Genomic DNA, 19,580 nt, shown 5'->3' with positions numbered 1-19,580 from the left:
TCTGAGGGAAGGTCAAAGTCAAAGGCTTTGCACCGATCGATTCTTGCTCCACGGGTGTGCTTGATAGGGTCCTTTGCCTTCGCTCGCAGCAGAGCTCTTCAGCAGGTGCCGTTCTGTTCCGCTGGTACTGCGAACGTTCTGTCTGCGCTAAGACCAGGCTGTATAAGACTAAAAGAAAGACGCCCGGCTGGGCGTCTCAAGGCAAAGGAGCGTGGATGATGCCTTTAAGAAATATCGGCCGGCCCGCGGTAAAACGAACCGGTAACGGCGCTTACAGAATGCTCAGCGGATACTCGATGATCAGGCGCAGATCATCGACATCGCTATCGAATCCGGTGGAGCGGTGGGTGGCCTGGCGCAGGCGGAAGGACAGATCCTTGGCCGAGCCCGACTGGACCACGTATTTGGCTTCCAGATCACGCTCCCAATGCTTCTCGTCGTCGCCGGCCCAGCCGGCGAATGAGCCATTCGGGTCGGCCTTGGTGCCGTCGATCTGGTCGCCTTTGACGTAGCGGGTCATGAGGGTCAGGCCCGGTACGCCGAAGCTGGCCATGTTCAAGTCATAACGGACCTGCACGGAGCGCTCGTTGGGCGCGTTGAAGTCGGAGTACTGCACCGAGTTGGCCAGCCAGATCGAGTCAGCGCCGATGTAGTCGAAGAACTCGTCGCCATCGATCTTCTGGTAGGCCAGGCTGAGCTTGTGCGGGCCGAAGGCGTAGGCGGCCTTGGCCGACCAACTGGTGGTGTCGAGTTCGCCGGCACGGGCTTCGCCCTGATCGCTAGTCTTGTAGGCCGCCAGGGAAAAGCTCAGCGATTGCTGGTCGGCCAGCGGAATGCTGTAGGAGGCATAGCCGAAGTACTGGCGCCAGAGTTCTTCAGCCTCGCTGGCGTAAGCTGTAAGACTGAGGTTGTCGCTGACCTTGTAGGTGCCGCCGATGAAGTCGACGCTGTCGGCTTCGGCTCCCGCGTAGCTGGTGAATAGGCCGTCATCGGAGTTGGTCGAGTTTCTACCGTTGTACGCGGTGAAGTGGCCGGCCTCGAAGGACAACGCATCGAATTCGTTGCTCGACAGTTGGATGCCGGTGGCAACTTCTGGCAGCAGGCGGCTGTCGCCCATGGCGAATACCGGAGCGGTCGGGCGTTGTTCGCCGTACTTCAGCACGGTGGAGGACACGCGCATCTTCACCGCGCCGCCGATCTCGCCATAGGCATCAGGCACTTCGGCGTCGGCAGTCTTGTTGTTGCTGATCGGCAGCAGACCATTGCCGACCCGGCCGCGACCGGTGTCCAGCTTGACACCGCCGTAGGCGAAGGCATCGGTACCAAAGCCGACGATGCCTTGGGTGAACCCGGACTCAAAGTTGAGCATGGCCCCATGCGCCCACGCCTCGCGATAGCCGTTGCGCTCGCTGGCAGGCTTGGCGCCGTTGATGCCCTGGCTGTTGCTGCCGCCATGACGGAAATCGCGGTTCATGTAGAAGTTGCGGTTGAGCAGATTCAGGCTGCTGTCCTCGATAAAGCCATTGGCTTGCTGCTGGCCGGCTACGGCCAGTTGCGCGGCGGCGGCGGTAACCGCCAGGGCTAGAAAGCTGGGTTTCACGACGTTCATGGTCTACTCCACTGATTTTATTATTCGCGTAGCCGTTCAGAAGAACCGCTGAAGAACTGGCGCGGCCGGGCTTAACTCGCCCAGGCGCGGCGTCTGTATCCCACTGGCGCCGGGGCCTGGCAAGGGGCTGAAGGCAATTCGGCAGATTCCCCAAGTAGCGGCGCTATAGGCCAAATTTTTTACTTGGACGGGGTTCGCTGTCAGCAGTAAATGCTTGGCTGATTCTGGCGGAGAGGCAAAGTCCCTGCGCCGGAAAAGGCACGGCGGGCGCTCGAACAGCGCTAAGCCCCAATCGATATCAGCCCGAGTTTTTCGTCGTTGTCGGCCCAGCCGAGACGGGCGGGATTCGGATCCTGATCGGCCATGCTGCCGTCGCAATCGTCGCCCTCGATATAGCAGGCCATAGGGAGGCGGCGCGCCAGGTAGAGGTCGTAGCGGATCGGCATACAGCGCAAGTTGGGGCGACGCTGTATTGAAGCGAGTGCGCTCGGCGGTATGTCCGTTAACCGGGCTTTTCTGCTCGCCAAGGCGTCGGCGTCAGCGCTTCCCTGAGCATCGCCAGGAAAGCAGTCGTTCGCGCACTTCGCCCATGGCGGGGGCCAAGCATAGCGACGACATCGGCGGGCGGGATCTCCCAATCCGGCAGAATGCGCCTGAGGCGGCCTTCGGCGAGATCATCGGCAACGTTCCATTCGGATCGAATCACGATGCCGAGCCCGGCGAGGGCCCAATCATGGATCACCGCGCCATTGTTGCTGGACATGACGGGGTTCACGCGAACGGTCGCCGTCTCCTGCCGCGCATCCTTGAAGCGCCAGAGCGTCACGTCCTCGTCGTTCTCGCGAATGGCGAGGCAACGATGCTGGGCGAGGTCGGTGGGAGCTGAAATCGGCGCGGCATTATCCAGATAGGTCGGACTGGCGCAGAGTATCCGCCGGTTCGGCGCCAACGTCGTTACCACCTGCTCCATACGGCCGGGTGCGCCAATGTGGACAACCAGATCGTAGCTGTCGATGAGCAGTGCGGCCGGATGATCCGACAGCTCCAGCGTTACTGTCACCCCGCGGTGCGCGTGGGCGAATGCCTCCACCACAGGTGCGACATAGAAACTGCCGAATCCATGCGGCGCGGCGATCCTAAGGTGTCCGCTGACCGCGCCCTTGCGGTCCGCCAAGGCTTCGGCGAGCGTCTCCAGGGCCTCGTTGACGATCAGGCCATGGGCTGCGACGAGCGAGCCTTCATCGGTAAGGCTGAGGCGACGCCCGGAACGATCGATGAGGCGCACGCCGATCCGCTCTTCCAGCGCGCGGAGCCGCTGGGTGACGGCAGGCGGTGTGACGTTCAGCTTTCTCGCGCTCTCCGCCAGCGAGGCTGAGCTGGCCAGCACCGAGAAAAAGGCAAGATCGTCCGAAGTAATCATTAAGTCCAGCCTAAATCTATTATTTAAAAGTCGTTAATTCCCACGTTTACCTTTTGCTTGCAAGATAAACCTGTCGCCGCAAGTGCCAACGATGCTTATCGCGGTCGCCTTGCGGGCAAGCGCGAGTCTTCGCGCCCAGCAGTCAGTCACCAGATCAGGGAACCGTTAGCAAATGAATACGGTCAACTCGACTCACCCATCTTCTGCATTGGCAGCAGGCGCCGCCCCGTCCCTGGAGACACTGCCTACGCCCGCGCTGGTTTTGGACCGTGACCGGCTGGATCGCAATATCGAGCGGCTTGCCACACGCATGGCGGCGCACGGGGTCAGGTTGCGCCCGCATCTGAAAAGCGCGAAATCCATCGACGTCGCAAGACGCCTGTTTCCAGACCTGCCTGGTCCGATTACGGTCTCCACGCTTGCGGAGGCGGAGTATTTTGCCAGTCATGGCTTTCGTGACATCACCTATGCGGTCGGTCTCTCGCCCGACAAGGCCGAACGGGCGCTGAGCCTTCGCGCCACGGGCGTCGACCTGAAGGTGGTGCTGGACACTCCGGAGCAGGCCAGGGCGCTCGGCGCAGCAGGCAAGGCGGCCGGCGTGATGCCTTGCGCACTGATCGAAATCGACTGCGACGGCCATCGCGGCGGACTCATGCCCAGCGATCCGCTGCTCATCGAAGTAGCTGCAAGCCTTCGCGAGGCCGGGGTCGAGCTGGCCGGTGTCCTGACCCATGCCGGCGAGTCTTATGGCCTGAACACACCAGAGGATCTGGTGGTCGCCGCAGAAGGCGAACGGGTTGCGGCTGTCGTTGCGGCCGAGGCGCTGCGAAGCCGCGGTTACCCCTGTGCCATCGTCAGTGTCGGTTCCACACCCACCGCGCATTTCGCTCGCAGCCTCGAAGGAGTGACCGAGGTTCGCGCCGGGGTCTACATGTTCTTCGACCTGGTCATGCACGGCATCGGCGTGTGCCGCATCGACGATATAGCCCTTTCGGTGCTGACAACGGTGATCGGCAAGAAAGCGGAGAAAGGCTGGATTCTGGTGGATGCCGGTTGGATGTCGATGTCCCGTGATCGTGGCACCAGCAACCAGACCGTCGATCAGGGCTATGGTCTGGTTTGCGACCTTGAGGGTCGCCTTTATCCAGACCTTATCGTCGATCAGGCCAGTCAGGAGCATGGCATCCTGACGCTGCGCTCCGGCAGCGACCAGACCCTGCCCGACCTGCCCATGGGTACCCGGCTGCGCATCCTGCCCAACCATGCCTGCGCCACCGGCGCGCAGCATTCGGCCTATCAAGTGATTATCGGCGGCCCGAGAATCGAAGCCCAGTGGCCGCGGATGAGGGGGTGGTGATGACCGACCTGCCAATTCCGATTACGGTCCCGAACGCCTTGCCGCCCCAGGGCCATTACAGCATGGCGATCCGACACGGGGGCTTGGTGCATGTTTCCGGTCAGTTGCCGGTACGTCCCGACGGCAGCCACACGGCGGATCTTTCCTTCGAGGATCAGGTGCGGCAAGCCATGGCCAACCTGCTCAACGTACTGGCCCATGCGGGCCTGGGTCCGCAACATCTGGTCAAGGTTACGGCGTACATCGTTGGCGTTGCCAACTGGCCGTCGTTCAACGCCGTTTATGGCGAAATCATGGGGGCGGCGCGGCCGGCACGCAGCGTCGTTCCCGTTCCTGAACTGCACTACGGCTATCTGGTCGAGATCGACGCCATGGCCGCAGCGCCCGAGGCTGGGTAACAGCCATGAAGCTCACCTCCTACTGGTTGGATACCGCCCCAGCGTTCACCGCAGGTTCGCAGGAGCCGGTGGCGGGCAAGGCGGATGTGCTCATCGTCGGCGGCGGGCTTACCGGCTCGTCGGCAGCATTGGCCCTGGCCAAGAAGGGCGCGCGCGTCGTGGTGTGCGAAGCGCAGACGGTGGGATGCGCCGCCTCCGGCCGCAACGGCGGTATGTGCAACAACGGCTTTGCCCAGGACTACGCGGCCATGGCCGCGAAATTGGGTCCGGAGGTGGCCAACCGTCTCTATCGCAGCTTCGATGCCGGGGTGGACACGGTCGAGCGCATCGTGCGCGAGGAAGCAATCGATTGCAGTTTCGCCCGTACCGGCAAGCTCAAGCTCGCGGCTAAACCGGAGCACTATGAAAAGCTTGCCCGCACCCAGGCGCTGCTCGCCGCACAAGCCGATCCCGAGACACGGATGGTGACTCAGGCCGAGCTGCCGGGCGAGCTTGCTTCACAACGCTATTTCGGCGGCATGCTCTATGAAAAGAGTGCCGGCATGCATGTGGGGCGCTTCGTCACGGGTCTGGCCGAAGCGGCCGCCCGCCGCGGCGCGGAAATTCATCAGCACACCCCGGTCATGGGCATCCGTCCCGTCCAGGGGGGGCATGAAATCAGCACGCCGCGCGGGCGCATCATCGCCTCTCAGGTCCTTCTCGCCAGCGGCATATCCCAGGTGGGGCCGCTTGGCTGGATCCGCCGCCGTATCGTCCCGGTCGGGGCTTTCATCATCGTGACCGAACCTCTGCCTGCCGCCGTGCTGGACCAGTTGCTGCCGAAGCGGCGGATGATGACCGACACCAAGAACCTGGTGAACTACTTCCGCGTAACGCCGGACAACCGGCTGCTTTTCGGCGGGCGCGCACGCTTCGCCGTTTCCAATCCCGAATCCGATGCCAAGAGCGGTGCCATCTTGCGACGCGCGATGATCGAGGTCTTTCCGGGGCTCGCCGACACGCGCATCGATTATTGCTGGGGCGGGATGGTGGACATGACCCGCGACCGTCTGCCGCGCGCCGGCGAGCGCAACGGGATCTTCTACTCGATGGGCTACAGCGGTCACGGCACGCAGATGTCCACCCATATGGGCACCTTCATGGCCGAGGTCATGGACGGGCGGGTCGAGCTCAATCCATGGAGGGACTTCGACTGGCCCGCCATCCCCGGCCATGTTGGCCCGCCCTGGTTCCTGCCCATCGTGGGCGCCTATTACCGCCTGAAGGATCTCCTCCAATGACCTCTCCAATCAAACACCTCACGGACTCCGGCCGGCTCGATCGAGCATTCATCGACGGCGAGTGGACCCTGCCCGAGTTCTCGGGTCGGGCCGCCGTCATCGACCCCTCTACAGAAGAACCGATCGCCGAGATCGCCCTGGGCGGTGTGGCAGACGTCGATCGAGCCGTGGCAGCAGCGCGGCGCGCCTTTGTCGGCTGGGCAGCGACTCCCGTGGCTGAGCGGGCCAGGTTTCTGGGGAGGATCCATGCCTTGATCCTCGAGCGTGCGGAACTATTCGCCCAGGCAATCTCATTGGAGATGGGCGCGGCCATCTGCTCTGCGCGCGCTGCACAGGTGCCGCTTGCGGCGGAACATATTCGCGTCGCCCGCGATGTTTCCACCAGCTATCCCTTCGTTAGCCAACGCGGCACGACAGCCATCATGCGCGAGCCCATCGGCGTCTGTGGCCTGATCACGCCATGGAACTGGCCGCTTAACCAGATCACCGCCAAGGTGGGCCCTGCACTGGCGGCAGGCTGCACCCTGGTGCTGAAGCCGAGCGAGCTGTCGCCCCTCAGCGCCCTGCTTTTCGCCGAAGTGATCGAGGACGCGGGAATACCGGCTGGCGTGTTCAACCTAGTCAACGGCGACGGTCCCGAGGTCGGCGCGGCTCTCGCTGCGCATGCCGATGTGGACATGATTTCCATCACCGGTTCAACCCGCGCCGGGGTGCTCGTCACCCAGGCGGCTGCGCCGACTGTCAAACGGGTGGCGCTGGAACTGGGAGGTAAGTCGCCCAACATCATACTGGCGGACGCTGACCTGGCCCGAGCCATCCCGCTCGGCGTGGCGGCATGCTTGCGCAATCTCGGTCAGTCCTGCAGTGCCCCTACTCGCATGATCGTCCCCCGCGACCGGCTGCCGGAGGTCGAGGCGCTGGTGCGCGCTGCGGTGGCCGAATTCGTCGTCGGCGATCCACGTTCCGCACGCAGCACCCATGGACCGATTGCCAACCGCGCGCAGTTCGAACGTGTGCAGCACATGATTGCCATCGCAATCGCCGAAGGCGCGCGTCTGGTCTGCGGCGGTCCCGGTCGACCGGAGAATCTGCAGCGCGGCTTTTACGCCTGTCTCACGGTCTTTTCCGATGTGCACAGCAAGATGGCGATCGCCCAGGAAGAAGTCTTCGGTCCGGTGCTGGCGCTGATCCCCTATGACAGCGTCGACGAAGCGGTGGAGATCGCCAATGACACCGTCTACGGCCTCGGTGCCCACGTCCAGGGTGCAGATCTAGACGGCACGCGGGCTGTCGCGGCCCGTCTGCGCTGTGGTCAGGTGCATATCAATCATCCCGCTTGGGATCCCCATGCTCCTTTCGGTGGCTACAAGCGATCGGGTAATGGCCGCGAATATGGCGTCGAGGGGATGGAAGAGTATCTGGAGACCAAGGCTGTGCTCGGCTTCGGCTGATGGTCAATAGCCCAATAATTATGAAACTGATTGCCCAGTCGATGGAGTGCCGGCGATCTCTGCCGTGGATGCAGTTTCAGGCTTCTTCCCTGCGGCGGGGTGTTCCGGGCATGGCTTCGGTCTGAACCCGGGAATCGATCATTTGGGCATTTGATGTCCGGATGCATACGGGAAGAAGACGGGAGCAAGGCTCCCGCCAAAACAGCGAGGGAAGATTGTCAGAAATCCGAGACCTTGCCCCAAGCCCCTTTGTTCAGGCGGGCAAGTGTGTATTGAGTGTGGTCCACGAACGGCGTCTTTCCCGTCGCCAGTTCGGCAATAAGGCGCCCGGCGCCGGGTCCAATGCCGAAGCCGTGGCCCGAAAAGCCGGCGGCCAGAATGAAGCCAGGCAGGTTTTGCGCTTCGTCGATGACCGGCACACCGTCTGGGGTGGTGTCGATATAGCCTGCCCAACCTGCCTGAACGGGCACGCTGCCCAGGGTGGGCAACAGGCGGCGCGCACGGGCAAGGGTTTCCTTGAGGATTGCCTCTGACGGGCGCGGATCGAGGATACGGACGCGTTCCATCGGTGTAGGCCGGTCGAGCGACCATTTGCTGCACGTCTCGTGTCCGTACTGCCAACCCTGCAGGCCACCCGGCGAGAGCACTCGCCAGCGTTTGGCGAACATTGGCAGAAAATACGATGAGAAGCGAAGTTGCTGCGGCGTCGGATCCACATTGGCCCGGCCGGAAATGGCCAGGGTATAGCCGCCATCCCCGCGCCGCGTAACGCTAACCTCACTTGTATGAAGTGCATCGGGAAGCCCCTGAGCCCCCGGCATGACCGATAGGATGCTAGAGCGCACCGACGCTTGCGGAAAGCGAATACCGAGTTGTGCACAGAAAGAGGAGGCCCAGGCACCGCCGGCCATCACCACCTGGCGGGTCTTGATTACGCCCTTTTCGGTAATGACCCCCGATACCCGGCCAGCCTCGGTTTCGATGCCGCGGGCTGCGCAGAACTGGTGCAGCGAGCCGCCATGCTTGAGCACGCCCTTGGCGATCAATGGCGCCGCCCGCGCCGGGTCGGCGATGCCGTCGGACGGCGAAAACACCCCTCCCAACCAGGGCTTCCCGGTCGCCGCGCCGCGTTGCGTGGATTCGGCACCGCTCAGCATATGGGTCGTGACGCCCTGGGTGATCGCGAAGTCGCGCCATTTCGCCCAGCCGTCCAACTCGGACTGGTTATCCGACAGATAGAGCAATCCGCAGCGGCGGAAACCGAGGTCTTCGTCGATGTCGGCGGTGATCTCTTCCCAGAGCGCGAGACTCTTGGTCGACAATGGCAGTTCTCGCGCGTCGCGGTTCTGCTGGCGGCACCAGCCCCAGTTGCGACTGGATTGCTCGGCGCCTATACGGCCCTTCTCGATCAAGGCAACACTCATACCCTGACGGGCCATGTAATAGGCGGCACATACGCCGATAATACCGCCGCCGATGACGACGGCATCGGCGCTTTCTGGCAGCTCCGGTGTGGACGGAATGGTGATCAAGGGAGCCGGCATTCTATTCTCCTGGCCTGAAATCTATTGTTTTACGGCTTTGCAGCGCGCAATGCAGACGGTACTGCGAAGCGGCCTCAATACGGTGAGGCCATTGCCCGCCGATGAAGTTATCGGCACGCACAAGATCGGGACGATCGGCATTGAGAGCCATGTCTGCTGTCTTGTCGGTCGATTCGGCGCGGCAGACCAGGCTACGGCAGGCATCACGCCAATCACCCATGCCGTTGCGCTGATCCTATATTAGGCATCACGACCCGCAGAGGGCTGTCGTATTGGTAGTGCGCAATCGCAGAATCGGGCGTTTTCGAGGGTGCGCTCGGAAGTTTATGCTGCGGCGGGCGGAGTGATTGGCGCTCCAGGTCCTGTAACTTGAGCGCTGACTGTTCTGCCCATCACCTGCTGCTCGCCTTCCGTATGTCCTTCCCTCTTGGAGGAAGGTGGCTCGAAGCGACGCGTGCGGGCAACGAGCATGCCCGTTGCCACCATCATTGGGCTCTTCAGGCCCTTCACCCCGACCGATGAGTACTCAGCTCGAGCCTGGTTGCAGGGCCGGAGCGTTTGCTTTCGCCGATGGCGATGAAAATAGTCGGAAGTTGCGTATTCCCAGGGTATCCGGAATTTTCTGCTGAGCGCTCGGCGGCATACTAATCGCAGCAAGTTGGCAATGCATTCTCGTGGGACTCGCGCCGAACATGGCGAGCAATCTCGCCTTGATGATGCTTGGGTAAATCCTGGCGAACAACAGATGCCCTGATCAGAGAACAGTGAGGTCGTGTAGATGAAAACACTGCTGCTTACTAAAGAAGAAGTCGGCAGATTGATATCTATGAAGGAAGTCATAGGTACGGTGGAAGAGGCATACAAGGCTTTCAGCAGTGGGCAGGTGGTTCAGCCCGACTACATAGGGATACATCTTCCCGCGCCGCGCGGAGAAATCGACTTCAAGGTCGGTTACTGCAAGACCAATGAAATCATCTCGATGAAAGCCTCTTCCGGAGGCTTCCTCGATAACCCGACCGCGCATGGCGTGCCCAGCGGTATGGGCAGCGTTCTGCTGTTCGATGCCAACAGCTGCGCGCTGATCTGCGTCATGGATGGCAGTCTGCTCACCGGTCTCAGAACGGGAGCTTCGGGCGCCGTCTCGGTCAAGGCGCTGGCGAGAAAGAACGCGAAGAAGGTCACCTGCATAGGTACCGGCAACCAGGCGCGGATGCAGATTCGCGCCATTAGCCTGGTGATGCAGATCGAAGAGATCCATGCCTGGAGCAGAAACCCGGAGACGCTCGCCCGCTTCAAGGCGGATATCGAAGGCGAGTTCGCTATTCCTGTGACCCTGGCGGATTCGAAGAAGGAGGCGGTCGAGCAGGCCGACATCCTGATCACCACCACCCGTGGCAAAGGTCCGCTGGTGGAAGCGAGCTGGGTGAAACCCGGCACCCATATCGTCGCCATCGGCACGGATATGAAAGGCAAGCAGGAGCTCGATCCGGAAATATTCAGGCACGCCAAGATAGTCAACGACTCGATCTCGCAGTGCACCGACAAAGGGGAAACCTGGCATCCGCTGAACGAGAAGATCATCAGCCTGGACGATATCCACGGTGAGCTCGGCGAGATTCTGCTGGGCACCAAGCCGGGCCGGGAGAGCGATGAAGAAATCACCATCTTCGACTCCACCGGCATGGCCATACAGGACAACACCACTGCCGAAAAGATCTATCGCAATGCGCTGGAAAACAGCGTCGGAACCTTCTTCGCGTTCCTTTGACGCGTGATTTTTTCGGCAGTACGGAGAGAGGAAACTACATGCGCGACCATCCGACCATTCAGGACATTCGAGAAGCCCAGGAACGGCTGAAACCCCATATCAAACATACGCCGCTACTGCGCGCAGAGAAGATAGAGAAAGCCGCCGGTTGTCAGCTCTATCTGAAGCCCGAAACCCTGCAGATCACAGGGGCGTTCAAGATTCGTGGCGCTCTGAACAAGACGCTCTCGCTGCCCAGGGAAGAGATTGCCAACGGCATCATCGCCACCTCGTCCGGCAATCACGCCCAGGGGCTCGCCTACGCCGCCCGCATGCTGGGGGTGAAAGCCATTCTGGTGCTACCGGTGACCACCCCGAAGATCAAGATCGCCAATACGCAAGCCCTCGGGGCGGAGGTCATTCTTTTCGATGGCGACACCGCTGCCCGCTGGAAAAGGGTGTATGAAATCGCCGAGGAAAACGGCTATGTGCCCGTCCATGCCTTCGAGGACCCGCTGGTGATGGCCGGTCAGGGCACTATCGGTTGCGAGATCCTCGAAGACCTGCAGGATGTGGATACGGTCATCATCCCCATGGGCGGCGGCGGCCTGATTTCCGGCATCGCCACCGCCATCAAGGAAACCCGGCCATCGGTGCGGGTCGTCGGCGCGGAACCGGCGTTGACACCCAAGTACTATCACAGCAGGTTGAACAAGCAGCGCACCACGCTTCCCTTGAAGAACACCATTGCCGACGGCTTGCGCATCAGCGTGCCGGGGCAGAACCCCTATCCGATCATCGAGCGCTACGTGGACGAGATCGTCCTGGTCGAGGACGAGCACATCATCCAAGGTATGCGCGCCCTGGCCAAGGACGCGAAACTGATCGCCGAACCCGCCGCCGCGATCGGCATCGGCGCTCTGCTGGCGGGCGTCGTCAAGGTCCGGCCGGATGAAAAGGTCTGCGTGGTACTCACTGGCGGCAACTGGGATCTGTGCGACCTGGCCGAGATCTACGCAGTTGCCGAGTAAATCTTTCCGGGGGGCAGAAGTCTCTGACCATATCGCCGCTGCTAGAGGCGGTGACCAGAGGTCTGGAGTACTTCAGTCGATTACATAAGGGAAAGCCCGAAAGACCGCAGCTAATGCTCGAGCGAGGCGGTAAGTCCGCAGCAAATATCGGGCGATATTTCCTAGGATGGAGGCCTGGCAACGCAATGCACCGAGCCGGTGCCAAGCCCCTTTCTGGAGTCCTTTATGAACAGCTTCGACCCTAGCATCGTCAAGGTACGCAGTGCCCATTTCATCGGCGGGAGATACCGCGACGGCCTGCCGGGGCTGGAAGTGGCGCGACCATCGGACGGTCAGTACTACGCTCCATTGCCGGTCGCCGACACGACGCTGGTCGACGAGGCGGTGGAGAGCGCCTGGCAGGCCTTTCGCCAGAGCGACTGGGCGACCCGTCCGCCGCGCGAGCGCAGCCGCGCCATGCGCCGCTGGGCCGACCTGATCGAGGCGGATGCGGCGACCCTTGCGCCGCTCGAAGCGATCGGCTCGACCCGTCCGTATAAAGACGTGCTGGGCTGGGACATACCCTATGTGGCCGAGGTACTGCGCTTCTTCGCCGAACTCGCCGATAAGCACGGCGGCCAGGTCGCGGCGACCCAGCGTGATCGTCTGGGCATGCAGATCGCCGAACCCTATGGGGTGGTCGGTGCCATCGCGCCGTGGAATTTTCCGTTGAGTATGGCCAACTGGAAGGTTGCACCGGCCCTGGCGGCAGGCAACGCGGTGGTGCTCAAACCCTCGGAGCTGACGCCCTTTTCCATCCTGCGCTATGCCGAGCTGGCAGTGCAGGCGGGGATCCCGGCGGGCATCTTCAATGTGGTGCAGGGTGACGGGCGGCTCACTGGCGATGCGCTGTGTCGTCACCCGCGAATCAGCAAGGTGACCTTCACCGGCTCCACCGCCACCGGCGCGAGCATCATGTCCACCTGCGCCAAGTTCGGGCCCAAGCCGGTGACCCTGGAGCTCGGCGGCAAGAGCCCGCAACTGGTGTTCGCCGATGTCCCGGACCTGCAGAAGACTGCCCGCAGCGTCGCTATGGGTATCACCGGCAATGCCGGGCAGGTCTGCGTGTCCGGGTCACGGCTGATTATCGAGCGATCGATTCTCGAGCCCTTCGTCGAGTACCTGCAGGGCTACTTCCGCGAGCTGCGCCCCGGCCACACCTGGTCGGCGCAGACCAGCCTGTCGCCGATCATCTCCCGGCAACAGGCCGAGCGGATCGACGGTATCGTCCAGCGTTCGCGCCTGGTCGGCGCCGAAGTGCTGGAGGGCGGTGGCCCGATCGAGGGGCTTGGCGGCGCCTACTATCAGCCGACACTGCTGAGCGCGCCGGACAGTCGCAACCCCGCGGTGCTCGAGGAAATCTTCGGCCCGGTGCTGACAGTGCAGACCTTCGAGGATGAAGAGCAGGCTCTACGTCTTGCCGAGCACCCTACCTACGGCCTCGCTGCCGGGGTGCACACCGCCGACCTCAACCGTGCGCTGCGCCTGATTCGCGGCCTGGAAGTCGGCACGGTGTGGGTCAACCGCTACGGGCGTAGCAACGATCACATCCTGCCGACCGGGGGCTATAAGCGCTCGGGTATCGGTAAGGATCTGGGCAGCGAAGCCTTCGCTGCCAACTTGCGTCATAAGAGTGTGCTGATCGATATCGCCGGTTGAATCCACTGGCCGGCGCCGCCGGCCTCAAGCCTCGCGGCAGCATGAACGGGCACGTCCTCAGGGCGCGCCCGTTTTCGTTGAGGCTGGCGTAGGTTCTGCGGCGCCAGGGCCGTGGGGTGATCGGGCGGGCGTTTCGATAGCCCGCTAACGTGCATGAATAGGAGGTTCGCTCGCTTTTGGAGCGCTCCGCAGCCTCTGCTGAGGCCGACCCGTAAAACGGTGGTTTGTACCGAGCGGCGCGCACTTTTGACGTCATCTGCTGGTTTCGTAGTGCTGTAATAAAGCTGTGGTGATGCGACGCATCGTCGCTCCTGAAAGTAGGGGCCATGCAGGCGACACCATGTTCATCAACGAACTTTCAGGACTGCCCTAATGAGCTTTCTTCGACCCAAGTACATCACCTTCGACTGCTACGGCACGCTGACCAACTTCCAGATGGGACCGTTGACGCGCGAACTGTTCGCCGATCGCATTGCCCCTGAGCAGATGGATCAGTTCGTCAAGGATTTCTCGGCCTATCGACTGGATCAAGTGATGGGCGACTGGAAGCCTTACGACGAGATCCTCAAGACCGCTTTGGCGCGCGTCTGCAAGCGTTGGGGTGTCGAGTACCGTGGCGAAGGCCAGCTCTACTATGACGCCGTGCCGACCTGGGGTCCGCATGCCGACGTGCCGGCCGGTTTGTCGAAGATCGCCGACAAGATTCCCCTGGTGATTTTCTCCAATGCGATGGACGAGCAGATCATGTCCAACGTCGACAAACTCGGTGCGCCTTTCCACAAGGTCTTCACCGCCCAGCAGGCCCAGGCCTACAAGCCACGTCTGCAAGCCTTTGAATTCATGCTCGACAACCTCGGTTGCGGTCCTGAAGACATCCTGCATGTCTCCTCAAGCTTCCGCTACGACTTGATGCCGGCCGACGACATGAAAATCAAGAACAAGGCCTTTGTTGCCCGTGGCCACGAACAGCCAGGCAACGCCTGCTACAGCTACCGGCAGATCGCCGATATCGGCGGACTGGCTGGTCTGGTCGGTCTCTAGTTACAGCAGCCACTCTTCAGAGTAAAAGGGGTTAGACATGCACAGCGATTCCTACTGGCTCGACACGTCGCCGGCGTTTACCGGAGCGCAGACCGGGGCGCTTCCGAGGCAGGTGGACGTGGCCATCGTCGGTGGCGGCTTCACCGGTTTGTCGGCCGCCCGAGCGCTGGCCCTGAAGGGGGCCAGTGTGGTGGTGCTGGAGGCGGGTCGGGTGATTGGCGAAGCCTCCGGGCGTAATGGTGGCCACTGCAGTACCGGCGTCGCCCAGGATTACGCCGCCCTCAGCGCCAGTCTCGGGGCCGATAGGGCTCGGGCCTATTACCAGGCGTACGAGCGTGCTGTGCAGAGCGTGGTCGCGCTGGTGGAGCAGGAGCAGATCGCCTGCGACCTCAAGCGCAATGGCAAGCTCAAGCTGGCTGCCAAGCCCATGCACTATGAAGGGTTGGCGCGAACCTGCGAACTGATTCGCCGGGAAGTCGACGCCGACGTCGAGCTGCTGTCCGCCGAACAAGCCCGCGCCGAAGTCGACTCGGCCGAATTCCACGGTGGCCTGTTGCAGCGCAACGGCGTGCAGATGCATGTCGGGCGCTTCGGCATCGGTTTGGCGGAGGCAGCCGCGCGACGTGGTGCGCTGATCTACCAGGACACGCTGGTCAAGGCCTGGAAAGCCAATGCCGGCGGCTATCTGGTCAACACCAGCAAGGGCGCGCTGCAAGCCAAGCAGATTCTGCTGGCGACTGGCGCCTGCCAACACGGTGATCTGGGCTGGTATCGGCGGCGGATCGTGCCGGTGGGCAGCTTCGTGGTCGCCACCGAAGTCTTGCCGGAAACCCTGATCGACAGCCTGTTACCGGCACGACGTTCCTATGTCACCAGCCGCATCATCGGTAACTACTTCCGTCTGACACCGGACAATCGCCTGCTGTTCGGCGGGCGTGCGCGCTTCGCCATGTCCGGCGGCAACTCCGACGCCAAGAGCGGCAGCGTGCTGCAGGCTGCGATGGGGCATATGTTCCCACAGTTGGCGAGGGTGAAGCTGGACTACTGCTGGGGCGGCTTGGTGGACATGACCTCGGATCGCCTGCCACGTGCCGGCCAGCATGGCGGCGTGTACCACTCCATGGGTTATAGCGGTCATGGGGTACAAATGTCGGTACTTATGGGACAGGCCATGGCTGAGGTCATGGACGGCAAAAACGAGGCCAACCCCTGGCGGGAATTGAACTGGCCAGCGATTCCCGGGCACTTCGGAACGCCCTGGTTCTTGCCGGTGGTGGGTGCCTATTACCGCGTTCAGGATTACTTGCACTAAGCGCTTGCTGTTGTTTCACCCGTTGTTGCTTCACCGTCGTTTGTGTTTCCAAAGAGTGCTGCGATCCGTCGCGAGCATTCGAACCGTTTCCATTTTCGACAGGAAGAACCGATATGACTGACAAGAAAAACAAAACCGACTCCCAACTGATCACCGGCGAAGAAAGCCTGCGTGTTTTCGAGGGGCTCAATCGGGGTATGTCGCGCCGTGATGCCCTGCGCATGTTAGGGCTGGCTGGAGTGGCTGTAGCAGGTGCAAGTAGCCTGTTCGGCTCGGCTGGCAAGTTGTTCGCGGAGGAGGCTGCGGGCTCCGGCAAAGGCAAGCGGGGGGGGCGCATCAAGGTAGCCACTGCAACCAGCTCGACTGCGGATACGCTGGACCCAGCGAAGGGCGGTAATTACACAGACTACTGTCGTCACAACATGTTCTATAACGGCCTGACCCAGCTGGACGAGCAACTTGTGCCGCGCATGGCTCTGGCCGAGTCGTTCGATACAGCGGATGCGATCTCCTGGACCATCAAGCTGCGCAAGGATGTCGTGTTCCACGATGGCAAGCCATTCACCTCGGCAGACGTCGTCTATTCGTTGACTCGCCACAAGGTGCCGCAGACTGGCTCCAAGGTGCTGGCCATCGCGCAGCAACTTGAGGAGGTGAAAGCCGCTGGGCCGCATGAGGTTCAAATCCGCTTGGTCAGCCCGAACGCCGACCTCCCGGCAATCCTCGCCACTACGCACTTCCTCATCGTGCGTAACGCCACCACCGATTTCACCACCGCCAACGGCACCGGGCCTTTCAAGTGCGCGGAGTTCCAGCCAGGCGCGCGCTCGATCAGCACACGCAACGACAGCTATTGGAAGCCGGGGCTGCCCTACCTCGACGAAATCGAGTTCTTCTCCATTCCGGACGAGGCCGCTCGCATCAGTGCCCTGCTCGCCGGTGACGTGGACCTGATCAACCCGATCAATCCGCGTGCAGTTTCGCGCGTTCTGGACAGCGCCAACGTCGCGTTGATGGAGACCCCGACCGGTGGCTATACCAACCTGGTGATGCGCGATGAGCTGGGCCCGATCCAGAACCCGGACTTCGTCCTGGCGATGAAGTATCTGCTCGATCGCAAACAGATCAACCGGGCTGCCTTTCGTGGCTACGGCCAGATCGGCAACGACCAGCCGATCGCCCCCGGCAGTCGTTACTATTTCGCCGGTCTGCCACAGCGTGAGTACGACCCGGAGAAGGCCAAGTTCCACCTGCAGAAATCCGGCATGGCCGGACGCTCCCTGCCTATTGTGGCGTCCGAAGCCGCTACCGGCTCGCTGGATATCGCTCAGTTGCTGCAGCTCTCGGCCCAGCAGGTTGGGCTCAAGCTCGACATCAAACGGGTGCCGGCGGACGGCTACTGGTCCAGTCACTGGATGAAGCATCCGCTCGGCTTCGGCGACATCGGTGCGCGTCCAACCGCCGACTTGATGTTCAGCCTGTTCTACCAGTCCGACGCCGGCATGAACGAATCGGGCTGGAAGAATGAACAGTTCGACCAGTTGCTGGTTGCTGCGCGTGGCGAGACCGACGACGCCAAGCGTAAGCAGATGTACGCCGATATGCAGGTGCTGGTGCATGAGCACTGCGGTATCGGTATTCCGCACTTCAACAGCAGCCTGGATGGCCACAATATCAAGTTGAAGGGTCTTACCCCTCATCCACTCGGTGGTTTGATGGGCTATATGTTCGCCGAGCACGTCTGGCTGGATGCCTGAGTGATTGCTCGATAACCAAGGCGTCGCCTGCGGGTCATGCAGGCGGCGTCATTAAGCAAAGGTATCAATTATGAACAGCACTATTGCACGCCTGGTTTTTAGTCGCTTGGCTGTAGGCGTGCTTACGCTGCTTATCGTGTCGCTGGTGGTGTTTTTCCTCACCAGCCTGCTACCGGGTGACGCGGTCCAGGAGCAGCTCGGCCAAGACGCAACGCCGGCAGCGCTAGCGGCACTGCGCGCGCAGTTAGGCCTGGATCTACCAGTGCACCTGCGTTACTTGAACTGGCTGGGTGGGCTGATCACCGGTAATCCCGGCGTTTCCCTGGTCAACGGTATGGCGGTCGATGAGATGATCGCGAGCCGGCTACCCAATACCTTGAGGCTGGCAGCAATCACCGCGTTGTTCTCGGTGCCGCTGGCGCTGACGATCGGTATTTTGTCGGCGATGTACCGCGGATCGATCTTTGACCGTTACAGCAACATGCTGACGGTGTTCGCCGTCTCCGTGCCGGAGTTTCTGATTGCCACCATTGCGGTACTGATCTTCGCGGTCAAGCTGGGCTGGCTGTCGGCGCTGTCGCGTACCGTTGACGTCGAGTCGTTCGGCGAACTGGTTCGCGTCTATGCGATGCCGGTGATGACGCTGTGCTGCGTTCTAACGGCACAGATGGCACGCATGACAAGGGCTGCGGTGATCGATCAGCTCAGCGCTTCCTATGTCGAAATGGCGATACTCAAAGGGGCGCGACCGATACGGGTGGTGCTTCGTCATGCGCTGCCCAATGCGATCGGGCCGATTGCCAACGCCGTGGCGCTGAGCCTGTCGTACCTGTTGGGCGGTGTCGTCATCGTCGAGTCGATCTTCAACTATCCGGGCGTCGCGACGCTGATGGTAAACGGTGTGGTTACTCGCGACATGCCACTGATCCAGGCTTGCGTGATGTTGTTTAGCCTTGGTTTTCTGGTGCTGGTTCTGCTGGCTGACCTCTGTGCAATTCTATCCAACCCGAGGCTGCGCAAATGAAACTGAACAGTATTCCAGCTAAATCGAGCATTGGTGGCCGCAAGGATAACGCGCTGAAGCAGGATGGACCGAACGAGCCGATGCGGACACGCCGGCGCCGGCTCTCGCTGTCTTTCAGCAACATCGTCGGTCTGTTGATCATAACCTTCTGGACGCTGATGGCCTTCGCCGGGCCGTTATTCGCGCCCTACGATGCCAACGCCATGGTCAGCGACGGTTACTTCGGCCCGCTCAGCCTGCAGTTCCCGTTGGGTACGGACTATCTGGGGCGGGATATCCTCAGCCGGTTATTGCACGGCGCGCCCTACACCATCGGTGTGGCGTTGGCGGCTACAGTGCTTGCCTGCGCGGCTGGCGTGGTACTGGCGCTCGTAGCGGCCGCTTCCGGTGGCTGGATCGATGCGCTCATAAGCCGTACCCAGGATGCGCTGATCTCGATCCCCAACAAGATATTCGCCTTGCTGATGGTGGCGTCGTTCGGCTCTTCGGTGCCGCTGTTGTTACTGATGGCCGCATTCGCCTATATGCCGGGCTCCTACCGTATTGCGCGTGCGGTTGCGGTGAACATCATGACCATGGACTTTGTCCGGGTTGCGCGTACCCGCGGAGAAGCCATGCCCTACATCATCTTCATCGAAGTGCTGCCGAACATGCTGCGCCCGGTGCTTACCGACTTTGGCCTGCGCTTTGTCTACGTGGTGCTGCTGCTAAGTGCCATGAGTTTCCTTGGGCTGGGCGTGCAGCCGCCGGACGCCGACTGGGGCTCGCTGGTGCGAGAAAACATCGCAGGCCTCTGGGAGGGTGCCCCGGCTGTGCTGGCACCGGCGGTCGCCATCGCCACCCTGACCATGGGGGTCAATTTGCTCATCGACAGCTTCGGCGGGCGATCCAAGCGCGAGACGGAGAAGTGA

Annotated in this window: 17 protein-coding genes; 12 read left to right on the top strand and 5 right to left on the bottom strand. The window is 61.8% G+C overall.

Translation table 11 applies throughout. From position 1 onward, the window contains the following. Positions 1 to 271: 271 nt before the first annotated feature. The 3 genes from LJY18_RS14145 to LJY18_RS14135 all read right to left on the bottom strand — a co-directional run bounded on the left by LJY18_RS14145 (position 272) and on the right by LJY18_RS14135 (position 3,029). The gene (locus LJY18_RS14145) at positions 272 to 1,609 is read right to left on the bottom strand and encodes an OprD family porin (protein WP_238042459.1); all 1,338 of its coding nucleotides are present in this window, start codon (positions 1,607 to 1,609) and stop codon (positions 272 to 274) included. A 281-nt stretch (positions 1,610 to 1,890) separates the two neighbouring features. Further along, positions 1,891 to 2,055 carry a hypothetical protein gene (locus tag LJY18_RS14140; RefSeq protein ID WP_238042458.1) on the bottom strand — a complete coding sequence of 55 codons (165 nt, stop codon included), beginning with the start codon at positions 2,053 to 2,055 and terminating at the stop codon, positions 1,891 to 1,893. A 56-nt stretch (positions 2,056 to 2,111) separates the two neighbouring features. Further along, positions 2,112 to 3,029 carry a LysR substrate-binding domain-containing protein gene (locus LJY18_RS14135; protein WP_238042457.1) on the bottom strand — a complete coding sequence of 306 codons (918 nt, stop codon included), beginning with the start codon at positions 3,027 to 3,029 and terminating at the stop codon, positions 2,112 to 2,114. Positions 3,030 to 3,201: 172 nt separating this feature from the next. Between LJY18_RS14135 and LJY18_RS14130 the strand changes: the two genes are divergently transcribed. From LJY18_RS14130 to LJY18_RS14115, 4 genes are read left to right on the top strand one after another with little or no spacing between them, the layout of a single operon-like run. Further along, on the top strand, positions 3,202 to 4,386 hold the full coding sequence (locus tag LJY18_RS14130) for a DSD1 family PLP-dependent enzyme (RefSeq protein ID WP_330872756.1): 1,185 nt from the start codon (positions 3,202 to 3,204) through the stop codon (positions 4,384 to 4,386). Beyond that, the gene (locus LJY18_RS14125; protein WP_269137830.1) at positions 4,386 to 4,784 is read left to right on the top strand and encodes a RidA family protein; all 399 of its coding nucleotides are present in this window, start codon (positions 4,386 to 4,388) and stop codon (positions 4,782 to 4,784) included. The genes LJY18_RS14130 and LJY18_RS14125 overlap by 1 nt, the downstream gene beginning before the upstream one ends. A 5-nt stretch (positions 4,785 to 4,789) precedes the next feature. Further along, positions 4,790 to 6,064, top strand: a complete 1,275-nt coding sequence (locus LJY18_RS14120) for an NAD(P)/FAD-dependent oxidoreductase (RefSeq protein ID WP_238042455.1) — start codon at positions 4,790 to 4,792, stop codon at positions 6,062 to 6,064. Further along, positions 6,061 to 7,515 carry an aldehyde dehydrogenase family protein gene (locus LJY18_RS14115; protein ID WP_238042454.1) on the top strand — a complete coding sequence of 485 codons (1,455 nt, stop codon included), beginning with the start codon at positions 6,061 to 6,063 and terminating at the stop codon, positions 7,513 to 7,515. The genes LJY18_RS14120 and LJY18_RS14115 overlap by 4 nt, the downstream gene beginning before the upstream one ends. A 218-nt stretch (positions 7,516 to 7,733) precedes the next feature. On the opposite strand, the gene LJY18_RS14110 is transcribed toward LJY18_RS14115, so the two are convergent. Further along, positions 7,734 to 9,059, bottom strand: coding sequence for an NAD(P)/FAD-dependent oxidoreductase (locus tag LJY18_RS14110; protein ID WP_238042453.1), 1,326 nt, complete (start codon positions 9,057 to 9,059; stop codon positions 7,734 to 7,736). A gap of 1 nt (position 9,060) precedes the next feature. Further along, positions 9,061 to 9,279, bottom strand: coding sequence for a hypothetical protein (locus LJY18_RS14105; RefSeq protein WP_238042452.1), 219 nt, complete (start codon positions 9,277 to 9,279; stop codon positions 9,061 to 9,063). Positions 9,280 to 9,837: 558 nt separating this feature from the next. Between LJY18_RS14105 and LJY18_RS14100 the strand changes: the two genes are divergently transcribed. From LJY18_RS14100 to LJY18_RS14065, 8 genes are all read left to right on the top strand, one after another. Continuing rightward, on the top strand, positions 9,838 to 10,827 hold the full coding sequence (locus tag LJY18_RS14100) for an ornithine cyclodeaminase family protein (RefSeq protein WP_238042451.1): 990 nt from the start codon (positions 9,838 to 9,840) through the stop codon (positions 10,825 to 10,827). Between the two features lie 38 nt (positions 10,828 to 10,865). Next, positions 10,866 to 11,837: a threonine/serine dehydratase gene (locus LJY18_RS14095; protein ID WP_238042450.1), complete on the top strand. Its 972-nt coding sequence runs from the start codon at positions 10,866 to 10,868 to the stop codon at positions 11,835 to 11,837. Between the two features lie 225 nt (positions 11,838 to 12,062). Then, positions 12,063 to 13,535 carry an aldehyde dehydrogenase family protein gene (locus tag LJY18_RS14090; protein WP_238042449.1) on the top strand — a complete coding sequence of 491 codons (1,473 nt, stop codon included), beginning with the start codon at positions 12,063 to 12,065 and terminating at the stop codon, positions 13,533 to 13,535. A 372-nt stretch (positions 13,536 to 13,907) separates the two neighbouring features. Continuing rightward, positions 13,908 to 14,576: a haloacid dehalogenase type II gene (locus LJY18_RS14085; RefSeq protein ID WP_238042448.1), complete on the top strand. Its 669-nt coding sequence runs from the start codon at positions 13,908 to 13,910 to the stop codon at positions 14,574 to 14,576. A gap of 37 nt (positions 14,577 to 14,613) precedes the next feature. Next, positions 14,614 to 15,888, top strand: coding sequence for an NAD(P)/FAD-dependent oxidoreductase (locus LJY18_RS14080; RefSeq protein WP_238042447.1), 1,275 nt, complete (start codon positions 14,614 to 14,616; stop codon positions 15,886 to 15,888). A 113-nt stretch (positions 15,889 to 16,001) separates the two neighbouring features. Beyond that, a complete protein-coding gene (locus LJY18_RS14075) occupies positions 16,002 to 17,645 on the top strand; it encodes an ABC transporter substrate-binding protein (RefSeq protein ID WP_238042446.1) in 1,644 nt (547 codons plus the stop codon). Between the two features lie 70 nt (positions 17,646 to 17,715). Beyond that, complete coding sequence (locus LJY18_RS14070; protein WP_238042445.1) at positions 17,716 to 18,669, top strand: ABC transporter permease; 954 nt, start codon at positions 17,716 to 17,718, stop codon at positions 18,667 to 18,669. Next, positions 18,666 to 19,580, top strand: coding sequence for an ABC transporter permease (locus LJY18_RS14065; RefSeq protein ID WP_238042444.1), 915 nt, complete (start codon positions 18,666 to 18,668; stop codon positions 19,578 to 19,580). The genes LJY18_RS14070 and LJY18_RS14065 overlap by 4 nt, the downstream gene beginning before the upstream one ends.

Source organism: Pseudomonas sp. MMS21 TM103 (genome assembly GCF_022132145.1).
In the GTDB taxonomy this organism is placed as follows: domain Bacteria; phylum Pseudomonadota; class Gammaproteobacteria; order Pseudomonadales; family Pseudomonadaceae; genus Aquipseudomonas.
This window is presented reverse-complemented; position numbering and strand designations above follow the sequence as displayed.